Origin of the sequence: Streptomyces puniciscabiei (assembly GCF_006715785.1) — a bacterium.
Lineage (GTDB): Bacteria > Actinomycetota > Actinomycetes > Streptomycetales > Streptomycetaceae > Streptomyces > Streptomyces puniciscabiei.
In genome coordinates, this window is the sequence record NZ_VFNX01000002.1 from 960,762 (window position 1) to 973,743 (window position 12,982).

Genomic DNA, 12,982 nt, shown 5'->3' on the forward strand with positions numbered 1-12,982 from the left:
CCACCGTGCGGTTCACCTCGCTATGGCGTCCGTACCTTGAATCAGTCGCGGTGCGCAGGCACGGGCTCGCACTCGACCGGCTGGCGGGGCTGCTGCGGCGTCCGCGCGGTCGCTTCGCGGTGGTGTGCGGGGCCGGGGGTTTCCGGAAGACGACGTTGGCCGCCGCGCTGACACCCGCCCGGACCTGGTCCTGCGCGACTTCCGACCCGACCCGAGCGCGGTCGACATCCGCTGGTGCGGCGACATCACCTACATCCCCACCGACGAGGGCTGGCTCTACCTGGCCACCGTCATCGACATCGCCTCCCGCCGGGTGGTCGGCCGGGCCACTGCCGACCACCTGCGCACCGAACTGGTCGCCGACGCACTGCGAGCCGCCTGCCACCAGCGCCGCCCAGCAGGTTCCGTGATCTTCCACTCCGACCGCGGCTGCCAATACACCAGCCTAGAACTCGCCCTGTTGGCAGACCAGTTGGGTGTCCGGCTATCCGCTGGCCGTACCGGCCAGTGCTGGGACAACGCGCTGGCCGAGTCGTTCTTCGCCGCCCTGAACAACGAGCTGATCGGCATCCAGCCCTGGCCCAGCAGGTCCGCCGCCCACACCGCGATCTTTGAGTGGATCGAAAGCTGGTACAACTTGGACCGACTCCACAGCAGCCTCGACGACCGCAGCCCCGCCGACTACGAGGCCGCACTCGCAGCCTGACCACCACACCGTTGGGGTCCGTCAAAGCGGAACAAGCTCACCGTCCATGCCCGGCCCTATGACCCGGCACGTCCGGTGATGTGCATGGACGAGAAGCCCTTCCAGCTCCTCGACCATGTCCGCGGCCCGCTCCCCGCCCGGCCTGGGCACGACGCCTGCCAGGACAGCGAGTACATCTCCGGTGTGGCACGTGCTCCATCTTCGTGAGTCGAACCTTACGCGGATGGCGTGGGGTTCAGGCACTGTCCCAGTGGACCCGGATCGACTGGGCCGGCCAGGTCAAGCAGCTGCCCAAACACGAGTCATGGCTCAACATCGCCGAGACCGAACTCTCCGCGCTGACCAGGCAATGTCTCGACCGCAGGATCGGCGACCTCGACACACTCAACACCGAACTCTCAGCCAGGCAGAACGTCACCAACACCGACCAGCGTCAGGTGGACTGGCAGTTCACCACCCACGCTGCACGCATCAAACTGCGCCACCTCTATCCCAGACATTAGCCGCGACAGTCCACTAGCCTCGATCTTGCATGAGGGTCCGTCAGCTTGCTGATGGACCCTCATGCAAGATCGAGGCTAGGTTCGGTGTGACTACCGGTGTGATCGCGACGCGGACAGGGCGGCTGTCGTCTTCGCCGGGACAGGCACAGCGCATCCTCTTGCGGCGATCAGATCTGGTTGAGTCCGCCATCCACGAAAAGCTCGGATCCGGTGACGAAGCTGCTCTCATTGCTGGCGAGGAACAGCGCAGCAGCAGCGGCCTCGTCCGGCTGCCCCATGCGACCCAGCGGAACCTGGCTGGCGAAGGCGTCCCTCATCTGTGCGGCCTGGTCGGCGTCGGCGGCCAGGCCGGTGATGCCCGGGGTGACGATCGGACCGGGGACCAGGGTGTTCACCCGGATCGCGCGGCCGCTCAGTTCGTTGGCCCAGGTGCGCGAGAAGGAACGGACCGCAGCCTTGGACGCGGCGTACACGCCAAAGGCGGCGCCGCCTGAGGTCGCGGCAGTCGATCCGGTCAGGATCACCGAGGCGCCGTCGTTGAGCAGCGGAATGGCCTTCTGAACAGTGAAGAGCATCCCCCGTACGTTGATGTTGAAGGTGGCGTCGAAGTGCTCCTCGGTGACCTGCTCAAGGGCAGCGAACTCACCGCCGCCCGCGTTGGCGAACAGTACGTCGATGGGCCGGCCTCGCTCGGCGACAGCCGCGTACAGGCGGTCGATGTCCGCGAGATCCGCGACGTCGCCCCTGACGGCGGTGGCTTCGCCGCCGATCTCGGCCAGCGCGGCGTCGAGGGCCTCCTGCCGGCGGCCGGTGATGAACACGTGGGCGCCTTCGCGTGCGAATCGCTTGGCGGTGGCCAGTCCGATTCCGCTGTTGCCTCCGGTGATCACTGCCGTCTTCCCGTCGAGCTGTCCCATGATCGTTTACTCCTGTCCGGTGCGAACGCCAGAAGTCGTGCACCGAGTGTCACTGCGGTTTTACAGCCCGAACCGGACGGCCCCGAGCCCAGTTATGGACTATACGGTAAAGAACCTGGTTATGGACCGCACGGACAAAAACGTGACCGTGGGCATACCGTCGAGGCGCGACAGGACGGCCGGCACGGGCCTGCCCGCGAGGGCGCCGGGAAAGCCCCTGAGGGGGAGCCATGCACGGCACGGCTCCTGTCGCCCGGCCTTGCCCTGCACGGCAGCCCCGCACGGCGGCGACGAGGGGAACGCCCAGGTCCTCCCGCGTCACCGCGAGCAGCCGGGCCTGTGCTGCATGCCCCACGATCTGGACCGATAGGTCAAGAAGAAGGTAGGCTGCAGTCATGGGGCGACCGCGGAATTTCGATGACAACCAGGTACTGGAGTCTGCGCGCGAGCAGTTCTGGAATCAGGGGTACGCGGCTACGTCACTGCAGAACCTGACGGACGCCACCGGACTGGGCAAGGGAAGTCTGTACGGCGCCTTCGGCGACAAGCGGCAGCTGTTCTTGCACGTGCTGGACGGCTACCGCGAGGAACAGCTGAACGGCGTCCGGGCGGTCCTCACCGGGCCCGGGACGCCCTTCGAACGCCTGACCCTGTTCGTTGAGGGAGTGGCCAAGGGATTCACGGAGGACCCGCAGCGCCGCGGCTGTCTTCTGGTCAACAGTACATCCGAGCTGCACAGCAACGATCCGGATGTGGTCTCCCGGGCCCGGTCCACCTATCAAGCGGTCGAAGATCTTCTGATCGCCTGCGTAAAGGAAGCCCAGGACGACGGGACGGTCGAACCGAGCGCGGACGCCCAGGAGCTCGGGCGACTGCTCCTCGCCGTCATGCAGGGCATCGAGTTTCTCGCCAAGACCGACATGGACGGCTCGGCTCTGCTGCAGATAGGCCGGGCCGCCCTCAAGCAGCTGTCCCGGCACTGACCATCCTGCGGGTCGGCATCGTCCACAGGTGATGTGCCGACAAACAGCGATCCGGGTGGGCCCGCCTGGGTCGGCACGCGAGCGTCCAGCTCACCTACCTTTCGAATGTTCCCACGAGTGGCCCGGCCGCCCGCCCCGGCACAGTTGCCGGCCCGCCCCTTTCGTCATGCCCTTGAGGGGGCCCTCTTCGGCCGTGCGGCTGCGCCATCGACTGCGCCTCACCGCGGGCCGGACGACGCTCTGGCAGCCGACGGCGCCGGACCGTTTCACACGAGCACTGCGGGCGAGCTCTACAGATTCCCGCACAGGACCTTATTCGCGGCTCTCTTTCGAATGCCGACGGCGCGGCGAGCGCTCAAATAGTGCATTGATCGACTGACTTCGCAACGCAAGTGAAGGAGCCCTACGTTCTTGACTGAACGGTCCATAAGTTCTACCTTTGAAGTGCGACCTGCGGATTCGCTACTGCAAGGGGACGTCGGGTCGGCGGTAGACAGGTACAGACTGTTCCGCTGCACGGCAGGGAAACCGCCGGGCGGGACTGCGCGAGGTCTCGCGTGCCCCTCCGCAAACGACTGCACACGCCCAACGAAAAGTGATCACCATGACCACCCCTCCCCCGCCGCTCTTCACCTACAGCCTCCACAACGTGACGATTTCCGTCAGTGACCTCGACGCGTCGATCCAGTGGTGGAACCGGGTGTTCGGCCTCACCCTGCTGGCGAAGTCCCGCTTCGACGCCATCGGAGCGGACGTTGCCTTCTTGGAGGGGCCCGGTTTTCGGCTGGAGCTCCTTCAGCCCGCAAACGGTGTGCGGATCCCTGAACTGACGGCAGAGCCTCCCGCCCACATCCGCCCGATCGGCAACAAGGCCCTGGTCTTCCGTGTCGAAGACCTCGAGAGCGTGACCCGCACCTTCCGTGATCTGGGGGTGACGACCGTCTGGGAGCAGATGGACCTCGGCGACGGCAGTATCTCGACCGCGATCCGTGACAACGACGGAAATCTCATCAACGTCTTCCAGCAAGGCGCAAGCCCGGTCGGCTGACACGGGCGAACCGATCAGCCTGGCCGCCGAGCCAGATTCAGCCGCTCCGGACGTAGTGCCCGGGACATGGTTCGGGAGCGCCGCCGACCGCCGCCGCTGCCTGACGCAGGTTTGCGGCGGGCGGCCGGCGAATGCCCTTTGCGCATACGGCCAACGCGCGGTCTGTCAGGCGATGAGCCGGCCCTCCGGGCGGCCAATTCGCAGCGCCGGTTCCCAGCAGTTCCAGCGGCAGTGCTGCCGTTCACCGGGGCGCGAGCCGTCGCTAGCTCCGCGCGAACTCAAGCAGGTCCTTGTTGAAGATCTCGGCGTACTTGGGCACCATCGCAAGGCCATGAGGTGCGCCCTCGTAGACCTTGTACTGCGCACCCTTGACGATCTTGGATGATTTGGCGCCCGCGGAGACGATGGGCACGATCTGGTCGTCGTCGCCATGCACGATCAGTGTCGGCACATCGACCTTCTTCAGGTCCTCGGTCGTGTCCGTCTCGGAGAACGCCTTGATGCAGTCGTAGGCGCCCTTGATGCCGACTGTCATGCTCCAGAGCCAGAACTCGTCACGCGTTCCCTGGGAGACGGTCGAGCCCTCACGGTTGGCACCGTAGAACGGGGCACTGAGGTCCTTGTAGTACTGCGAGCGGTCCGTGAGCACACCCTGGCGGATCTCGTCGAACACCTCGATCGGCAGGCCCTCGGGGTTGGCCTCCGTCTTCAGCATCAGCGGCGGGATCGCGCCGAGCAGGACCAGCTTGGCGACCCGTGACGTGCCGTGCCGGCCGATGTAGCGGGTGACTTCGCCGCCGCCGGTGGAGTGCCCGACCAGAATGACGTCGTGCAGGTCTTCGGTTTCGATGACCGCGGCCAGGTCGTCGGCGTACGTGTCGAGGTTGTTGCCGTCCCAGGGCTGACCGGAGCGGCCGCCACCGCGCCGGTCGTGAGCGATGGCGCGGAATCCGTTGTCCACCATGAGCTTCATCTGGGGGTCCCAGGCGTCGGCGGTGAGCGGCCAGCCGTGGGAGAAGAGCACGGGCTGGCCCGAGCCCCAGTCCTTGTAGAAGATCTGCGTGCCGTCCTCGGCGGTGGCGAAGGGCATGGTTGCGTTCCTCTCGATGTCCGCTTGCGAGCCCCTTACGTGACGCCCTCCGGGATGTGACGCGAAAGGGGCGCCGCATGAGGTCAACGTTAATTGCGGGGCAGCGATTCAGCGCGTCTGGAACCACCGCTTCCGTAACGAGTGGGACGGTCGTTGCCTGACAGGCGAGGAAGTGGTCTGTCTCGTACGGTGGTCCTTGCGGTCAGGAGAATTCACCGTCACGCCACCCGAGTGAACTCCCGGGCACGGTCACCCACCCGCCCTGAACATCACCACCGCTGGCGGGCGGCAGCCAGGTGATCACGGGTCGTTACTACTCGTTCTGTGACACGCGGAGGGCGGGACATGGGATCCGACGTTGAGGTGCTGGTCGTCGGTGCTGGTCCAGCGGGGTTGCTGCTCGCAGGTGACCTGGCCGAGGCCGGAGTCCGCTGCACCGTCGTGGAACGGCGAGAAGGGGAATCCCAGCTGACACGCGCATTCGCCGTTCACGCCCGAACGATGGAGCAACTGGACGCCCGCGGCCTGGCCGACGACCTGCTGCTGACCGGCCTCCGCAACCCGATCTTGCAATTTCTGCGGATCGATCTGTCGCACCTGCCGACCCGTTACCCCCACGTGCTCGTGACGCCCCAGTACAACACCGAGCGACTGCTCCTGTCCCGCGCCCTGACACACGGCGTGAACATCATGCGGGCCCACGAAGTGACTGGCGTCCAGCAAGATCCGAGCGGTGTCGACATCACCGTGAAGACACCAGCCGGCACTGAACACAGCCTGCGCGCAGACTTCGTCGTCGGCGCAGACGGACGAAACAGCTGCGTGCGCCAGTCCCTCGGCCTCCCATTCCCCGGCCGCTCCGCCGTTCGCTCCATGATGCTCGCAGACGTCCGGATGGCTGATCCGCCGAAGAAGCCGCCCACCGTGGCAGCGACCGGAAACGCCTTCGCCATTGTCGTCCCGTTCGGCGACGGCTGGTTCAGGGTCATGGCCTGGAATCGCCACCACCCCATGCCCGACAACGCCTCGGTCGATCTGGAAGAAGTCAAAGACGTCGCCCGCCAGGCGCTCGGCAGCGACTTCGGCATGCACGACCCTCGCTGGCTCTCCAGATTCCACAGCGACGAACGCCAGTCACCCCGCTACCGAGTAGGCCGAGTATTCCTCGTCGGCGACGCCGCCCATGTCCATTCCCCGGCCGGCGGCATGGGCCTCAACACCAGCATCCAGGACTCCGCAAACCTGAGCTGGAAACTCGCAGCCGTGCAGCGTGGCCGCGCACCGGACACCCTGCTCGACAGCTATCAGAACGAACGGCACCCGGTGGGACACCGGGTTCTGCGGATGAGCGGGGCACTGCTCCGCGGCGTCCTCACCACGCCACGGGCATTGTGCGGCCTCCGTGACTTGTCAGCGCGTACGGTGCTGCAAGCCCCACCAGTGGCCCGACGACTGGCCATGGCAATCTCGGGACTCGACATTTCCTACGCCGCCGCGGCCGGCGCGCATCCCCTTGTCGGGAAGCGGGCACCTGACGTCCCCCTCAGCGACGGACGCAGACTCTACGAAGCCCTCCGTAAGCGACGGTTCGTCCTTGTCACACCGTCCGACACGGAGCGCTTCCCCTCACTGATCACAGAGTGGGCCGGCGAGGTGGAGATCGTATCCCCGAAGGGCGCTACCCAAAAGAGTGTTCTGGTCAGACCAGACGCCTATATCGCATGGGCCATCTCGGACGAGTCACCTGAACATCGCATCGACGCGGCCCGTCAAGCATTGACCGAATGGTGCGGCACACAGGGCTCCAGCTCTGTAGCCCCTTCACCCGACTAGGGTCTGTCTTCAAATGATCTTGAGTGATGGATCGTGATCGGGTGATACGTCGCCATGAACTGTCCGCTGCTGAACGGGAGTTCGTCCGGCCGTTGCTGCCCGTGTCGTCGCGTGGGCGCAAGCGGCTGGACGAGCGCAGGGGCCTCAACGGGATCATGTGGAAGTTCCGTACAGGCACGGCCTGGCGGGACGTGCCCGAGCGGTACGGGCCGTGGGCCACGCTGCACACCCGTTTCCGCCGGTGGGCGACGGACGGCACGTTCGAGCGAATGCTCCGCGCCGCCCAGGTCCGGGCGGACGCCGCCGGGGACACCGACTGGCTGGTATCGGTCGACTCCGCGATAGTCCACGCCCACCAGCACGCCGCCGGCGCCCGAAAAGGGGGGCCCCGCAACCCCGCGCTCGGACGCTCCCGAGGCGGCCTGACCAGCAAGATTCACCTGGCCTGCGACGGCGCCGGCCGCCCGCTCGCCTTCACCGTCACGGGCCGCAACACCAACGACTGCACCCAGTTCATCGCCGTGATGGAGGCGATCCGGGTGCCCAGGACGGGTCCGGGACGGCCCCGGGTGCGGCCCTCAACGTCCTGGGCGACAAGGGCTACGGCTCCAGGGCGATCCGCAGCTGGCTGCGTCGGCGCGGGATCAGCCACACCATTCCCGAGCGAGCCGACCAGGTCCGCAACCGGTTGAACCGCGGCAGCCGTGGTGGACGGCCCCCCGGCCTTCGATCGCGACGCCTACAAGCGGCGCAACGTGGTGGAACGGTGCTTCAACGAGCTGAAGCAGTGGCGCGGCATCGCCACCCGGTACGACAAGACCACCGAGTCCTACCAAGCAGCAGTCACCCTCGCAGCCCCGCTGATGTGGGCGTGACATTTGACGAACAGAACCCAGGGCCCGCCGAGCCGGCCGGTACGCAGGGACCCACGCGCTGCACATCCAAAAGGCGTGACCGCTCCGGTCTTTCCGGCCCACTGCTCCAAGGCGGATCTGCACGCGGAGGGGGACCCGCGCGGTGGCGTGGGCATGACCATGGACTTCGGCGACGGACACAACGCGCTCGCCGACGCCGAATCGGCCGCACAGGCCACCGCCCAGCAACTCGCCACCATCTACGGCGTTTCCACCCCGCAGGCGTACCGGATGATGGGCCTGACGCCGATCGCCGGCAAGAACGACGACGACGAAAACTTCTCCCAGTCCGACGCTGCCACGCTGGAGAACTTCACCGCCTCCAACGGAGTCCGGGAACTGTCCTTCTGGGAGGTCGACGGGTACGACAAGGCGACCGGCTACGCCTACTCCAATATCTTCAACCAGATCAGCACCACCCGGTGTCTCTCGAGACCCCCTGAGCCGACGCGATGCGCCGGCTCTGTTGGGTTGGTTGCGAGGTCCGCGGTGGTCCGGAAGGGGAGGGCGCCGGGGGAATGCCGTCGCACCTGTGGCAAGCTCGCGCCACGTGGATTCCACTTTCTGCCGACTCATCGACGAAGACTCCGCGCGCTGGGTGGCGTATGAGACCGAGGCCTGCGCGTTCCTGCCGCTGGATCCGTTGGCGCCCGGACATACTCTGGTCGTTCCCACACAGCACTACGCGGATGTCTTCGACACCCCACGCGACGTCCTCGCCGCGACGGTTACGCTGGTCCAGCGTGTGTCCGGTGCTATGAGGGCTGCCCTGGACGCCTCAGGCGTGAACATCCTGAGCGCCAGCGGCCCGGCATCCGAACAGTCGGTGCCGCACCTTCACTTCCATGTCGTGCCGCGGTGGGCGGACGACGGGATCTCGACATGGCCGGCAGGGCGATCCGCGCATCAAGTGGCCGGCGACCCCGGCACGAGGCTTGCCGAGTACCTCGCTGGAGGGCAGCATCACGGGAGCCAGAGCCGCAACTGATGAACAGAGCCAGCCCGCGCGGCTCGAGCTGCGTGACGGGAGGGGGTGTGGCGAACCTGTGGGTCTGCGCGCGAGTTCGGTAGTCGGCCGACCGGCCGTCCATCACCCCCGTCCGCCGAGAAATTCGAGGATGTGACCGAAGACGTCGAGGGCGGCGCCCCGGCCCAGGAACGTGTCCAGGTGGCCGTACCCGGGGATCTCGGTGTAGGACACGTCCAACTGGGGCTGGCGGTGGGCGAGTACGTCGTGGCAGAGTCGCTGGGAGTCCAGCCACAAGCCGTTCTCGCTGCCCGCGAGCAGCAGCACGGGGGTGTCGATACGGCCGGCCGCGTCCAGCGCATTGGGCGGCAGGGCACGGTAGCGGTGGTCGGTTTCGTGCCAGCGGACCACGCTGCGGGCCAGCTCGATGCGGCGCAGGTGGGGCAGGATCCACAGCGGCGCGGGGCCGAGGAGGTCGGCGAGGCGGGCGTGGGTGGCCTTGGAGAGGTTCTCGTGCACGAAGAGCGAGGCGCCCGTGCCCCAGGCGGAGTTGTGCAGGATCTGGCAGGTCGGGTCCGGGCAGCTCGCCTTCCGTGACGCCAGTGCGAACAGCGGGGTGTACTTCGACCACAGGCCCACCTTGCGGAAGTCGACCGGGATGTGGTCGATCCGCGTCTTCAGCAGCTCCCCCGCCAGCGACATCCGCAGCGATGTGCGGCCGGCGAGCTTGGGCGTAAGGAACACACCCTGGGACACCACACCGGCAAGGCCCGGCACCAGGCCCGCCGCCATGCTCAGGGACAGCGTGAGCGAGCCGATGCAGTGGGCGACCACGAACAGCGGGCGGTCGCCCGTGCGCTCGCGTACGTGCCTGACGGCCGCGGGGATGTCGTACAGGGCCACGTCGTCGTACGTGTACCTCTGGCCGGTCTCGTTGTACGGCAGCCGGCAGCTGCCCCGCCAGTCGAGCAGCCAGGGCTCGTAGCCGTCGTCGAGGAGGACGTCGACCAGGTTGCGGGTCTCCGGCAGCAGGAACATGTCGGCGGACGCGGTGTGTCCGTGCAGCAGCAGCACGGCGGGGCGGTCCGTGGCGCCGGTGTGGATGCGGGTCAGGCCGAGGCGGACGCCGTCGTCCGCCCGGAAGGGGATCTCCTCGACGCGGGCCGGGTCGAGGCGGTGGTGCAGCGGGCGCAGGGCCGCGGTGGTCCTGACCCGGGGCAGCGCCGGCCGACTGGTGCGGGAGGTGGTCGTCCTGAAGATCATCGGTGGTGCTCCGTGGGGGTCGGGGTGCGGCGCAGGTCGAGCAGGTCCGCGGCGGCGCGGGCGAAGGGGCCGAGCAGGCCACGGCCCATCTCCAGGCCGAACCAGGCGAGCCAGGTCAGCTTGGCGGCCCGCCTCTCCTGGCTGGTCAGGCGCGGGTCGACCTTGATGCCGTCGATCTGGTCGCGGACGTAGGAGTCCGCGGGCACGACGACCTCGCCCGCCAGGCTCGCCGCCTCGCCCTCGCGGCCGATCCGCACGGTCAGCGCGCGGGTCTGCCGCCACAGGTCGCGGCGGGCCCGGGCGTACTTGTGGCCCTCCAGCCACCAGTGGCCACCGTCGGCGTCGCGCAACCGCAGCCGGTACCGCAGAAGTTGGTGCCTGAGCCCGTGCTGCTGCGGTATCCCCTCCTCGGGGCGGATCCATAGGTCGCCGCGCTCGACGGTCAGCGGCTCGGGATGTACGGCGGTACAGACGACCTCGCCGGTCACGTCCACCCGGCGCTCCTTCACCAGCTGGTACATGCTCGCGATGGAGAGGGTGAGCGCCATGGAGCAAGGGCTGGCGGCGGGGGCGCCGACCGGTCCCACGCTGCCCTCCGTCGTCTCCGGGAACCACAGGTAGGGCTGGTCGTCCGGGTGCGGCAGCCTGGCGAGACCGTCCTGGGCGAGCCGCTCGAAGGTCCTCAGCTGGGCCTGCGCGTCGTAGCGGGCCGCGGGTGGCAGCCCGAGCGCCTCGACCAGCGCGGCGGTGCGTGCGCCCTTGGCCGCCGGGCCCTTCAGGGTCGCCTCGCACAGCTTGAGAGCGGTGGGGCTCTGCAGCACGCGCGTGAGGAAGGCCAGTTCGGGCACGGGGTCGGCCGCCAGGCGGGCCAGGGCGTCGGTGCGCCACTCGTCCCAGTCCTGGACGCGCACGTGCATGCCTCCGAGCGCCATGTCACGTACGACGTCGTCGAGGGTGTTGGGCACGCCGGTGAGGTTGTAGTCGTAGCCCCAGGCGTCGGCCTCGCAGATCGCGGCGACGGCGACCCGGCTCACCCAGTCCACCGGGGCCGCGTTCAGGTAGCGGAAGGCGGGGACGGTGCGGAAGCGGCCGAAGGCCGAGATCAGGCCGCTGCTGAGGTCCTGCGGGTTGTAGGCGCCGGTCTTCGTGTGGCCGCCGATGCCGCCGGGGCGCAGCGCCGTGACGACCAGGCCGTGGTCGCGGGCACGGCGCAGGGCGACCTCCGCGGTCCACTTCGACTGGTCGTAGCCCGAGACGAGCCGGTCGACGTGGGCGAGGGGGTCGTCCTCGCCCATGGAGGTGATGCCGACCTCGTTGAAGACGGCGATCGAGGAGATGTGGTGCAGCGGCTTGGGCCGACCGGTGGCCGCGAGTTCGGCGAGGGTGAGCGCGCCGAGGACGTTGCTCGCCCGCAGCGACTGGTAGCCGCGCAGGAAGTCCACGGCCGCGGCCACGCCCACGACGCTGTCCAGTTCGTGGGCCAGCGTGTGCCACAGTCCGTCGGGCAGGCCGAGCCGCGGCCGCCGGATGTCGCCGGACAGCACGGTCACCCGGCGCCGCACCTCCGACGACCAGGGCAGCCGGTAACTCTTCAGCGCCTCGCCGAGCCGGGCGACGGCCGCCTCCTCGTCGGCCGCGCGCACCAGGCAATAGACATGTGCGTCGCTGTGCCGGAGCAGATCGAGCAACATGTGGCTGCCGAGAAAGCCGGTGGCGCCGGTCAGCAGGATCCGGCGGGGCGGCAGCGGCTCGGGCACGTCGGCGAACGGCAGGCGGTCGGCGAGGGCCAGATCGGCGAGGATCTGGTCGAGGTCCTCGCGACGGGCCCTGGCATACCGTTCGTCGCCACTGCCGACACGGGGGCGGAGCGCCGGTGGGGTGCGCGGGGCGTGGGCCGGAGCGCTCGCCGCGGAGAGCGGAAGTGCGCCGGGGGCCGGAGCCGCGACAGCGCCCACGCCGGAAGGCGGCAGCGTACCGGCGGCCTGAACCGCGACAGCACCCGCAGCGGCAAGCACCGGCCCGCCAGGGGCCGAGACCGCAGCAGCACCCGCATCGGAAACCGTCGGCGCGCCAGCGGCCGAGGCCACAGCAGCTCCCCCAGCAGACGGCGGCAACACGCCAGAGAACGGGTCCGCGACAGCCCCCGCACCGGAACCCGTCGGCGCGCCGGGGGCGGGGACCGCAACAGGGCCCGCGCCGGAAGGCGGCAGCGTGCCGGTGGCCGGAACCGGCAGAGCGCCCTGGGCGGTGGGCGCCGGGGTGGCCGCGTGCGCGGCCGGCGCGGCGGCCGCGCTCGACGCTTCGGTCCCGGTCGTCTCCATCCAGCGCCGCGCGAGGCTGATCGGACGGGCGTCGGCGAACACCTCGTCCAGATCGAACACTATGCCCAGCTCGCTCTCCAGCTCGGAGACCAGCTCCACGGCGTGCACGGACGTGCCCCCCGCGTCGAAGAAGTCGGCGTCGGGCGACAGGTGTCCCGCGGGCAGGTAGCGGCCCGCCGCGGCGGCGATGGCCGCGGCCACGTCGTCCACGTTCCGGATGGGCAGGGCGGGGGCGGCACCGGAGTCCGCGCCGGGGGCGGCCTGCATCACCCTGGCCAGCAGGTCGTCCACGCCGAGCCCGCCGCCACCGCGCTCGATCGCCTCGGCGGTCGCCCGCTGCCCGGAGTCCTGCGTCACGTCACGCATGAGAGCCTTTCCACGATGTGCCCGTCCTTTTCCGTGCTTTCCGGCCAGGTCCTTGCTTCCGGTGAAGTCCT

12 protein-coding genes and 1 pseudogene are annotated in these 12,982 nt (G+C 68.7%); 9 read left to right on the forward strand and 4 right to left on the reverse strand.

The genetic code is table 11. From position 1 onward, the window contains the following. The first annotated feature begins 124 nt into the window (after positions 1-124). The 3 genes from FB563_RS35390 (at position 125) to FB563_RS35395 (ending at position 1,209) form a co-directional block, all read left to right on the forward strand. Positions 125-706: an IS3 family transposase gene (locus FB563_RS35390; protein WP_159045450.1), complete on the forward strand. Its 582-nt coding sequence runs from the start codon at positions 125-127 to the stop codon at positions 704-706. An 84-nt stretch (positions 707-790) separates the two neighbouring features. Beyond that, a complete protein-coding gene (locus FB563_RS45010; protein ID WP_267888631.1) occupies positions 791-913 on the forward strand; it encodes a hypothetical protein in 123 nt (40 codons plus the stop codon). Continuing rightward, positions 910-1,209 carry a hypothetical protein gene (locus FB563_RS35395; protein ID WP_142219162.1) on the forward strand — a complete coding sequence of 100 codons (300 nt, stop codon included), beginning with the start codon at positions 910-912 and terminating at the stop codon, positions 1,207-1,209. Before FB563_RS45010 ends, FB563_RS35395 begins: the two co-directional genes overlap by 4 nt. 167 nt (positions 1,210-1,376) lie before the next feature. Here the strand turns inward: FB563_RS35395 and FB563_RS35400 are convergent, their stop codons facing one another. Further along, positions 1,377-2,126, reverse strand: coding sequence for a glucose 1-dehydrogenase (locus FB563_RS35400; RefSeq protein WP_055704733.1), 750 nt, complete (start codon positions 2,124-2,126; stop codon positions 1,377-1,379). A 395-nt stretch (positions 2,127-2,521) separates the two neighbouring features. Here FB563_RS35400 and FB563_RS35405 point away from each other — a divergent pair, with 395 nt between their 5' ends. Further along, entirely contained in the window at positions 2,522-3,109 is a 588-nt protein-coding gene (locus tag FB563_RS35405) for a TetR/AcrR family transcriptional regulator (RefSeq protein WP_055704734.1), read from the forward strand. 604 nt (positions 3,110-3,713) lie between these two features. Continuing rightward, positions 3,714-4,157, forward strand: coding sequence for a VOC family protein (locus FB563_RS35410; protein ID WP_063797034.1), 444 nt, complete (start codon positions 3,714-3,716; stop codon positions 4,155-4,157). A 262-nt stretch (positions 4,158-4,419) separates the two neighbouring features. Here the strand turns inward: FB563_RS35410 and FB563_RS35415 are convergent, their stop codons facing one another. Continuing rightward, the gene (locus FB563_RS35415) at positions 4,420-5,247 is read right to left on the reverse strand and encodes an alpha/beta fold hydrolase (protein ID WP_055704736.1); all 828 of its coding nucleotides are present in this window, start codon (positions 5,245-5,247) and stop codon (positions 4,420-4,422) included. A 345-nt stretch (positions 5,248-5,592) separates the two neighbouring features. On the opposite strand from FB563_RS35415, the gene FB563_RS35420 reads away from it, so the two are divergent. The 4 genes and pseudogenes from FB563_RS35420 to FB563_RS35435 all read left to right on the forward strand — a co-directional run bounded on the left by FB563_RS35420 (position 5,593) and on the right by FB563_RS35435 (position 8,982). Continuing rightward, positions 5,593-7,080, forward strand: coding sequence for an FAD-dependent monooxygenase (locus FB563_RS35420; protein WP_055704737.1), 1,488 nt, complete (start codon positions 5,593-5,595; stop codon positions 7,078-7,080). A gap of 26 nt (positions 7,081-7,106) precedes the next feature. Further along, positions 7,107-7,955 (forward strand): annotated as a pseudogene (locus FB563_RS35425) (IS5 family transposase). A 153-nt stretch (positions 7,956-8,108) separates the two neighbouring features. Beyond that, on the forward strand, positions 8,109-8,603 hold the full coding sequence (locus FB563_RS43610; RefSeq protein WP_208766329.1) for a glycoside hydrolase family 18 protein: 495 nt from the start codon (positions 8,109-8,111) through the stop codon (positions 8,601-8,603). Further along, positions 8,593-8,982 carry an HIT family protein gene (locus FB563_RS35435; protein ID WP_234357616.1) on the forward strand — a complete coding sequence of 130 codons (390 nt, stop codon included), beginning with the start codon at positions 8,593-8,595 and terminating at the stop codon, positions 8,980-8,982. Before FB563_RS43610 ends, FB563_RS35435 begins: the two co-directional genes overlap by 11 nt. A 102-nt stretch (positions 8,983-9,084) precedes the next feature. Here the strand turns inward: FB563_RS35435 and FB563_RS35440 are convergent, their stop codons facing one another. Both FB563_RS35440 and FB563_RS35445 read right to left on the reverse strand, forming a co-directional pair. Then, positions 9,085-10,224, reverse strand: a complete 1,140-nt coding sequence (locus tag FB563_RS35440; RefSeq protein WP_055704739.1) for an alpha/beta hydrolase — start codon at positions 10,222-10,224, stop codon at positions 9,085-9,087. After that, positions 10,221-12,911 carry a thioester reductase domain-containing protein gene (locus FB563_RS35445; protein WP_055704740.1) on the reverse strand — a complete coding sequence of 897 codons (2,691 nt, stop codon included), beginning with the start codon at positions 12,909-12,911 and terminating at the stop codon, positions 10,221-10,223. The genes FB563_RS35440 and FB563_RS35445 overlap by 4 nt, the downstream gene beginning before the upstream one ends. Positions 12,912-12,982 lie beyond the last annotated feature (71 nt).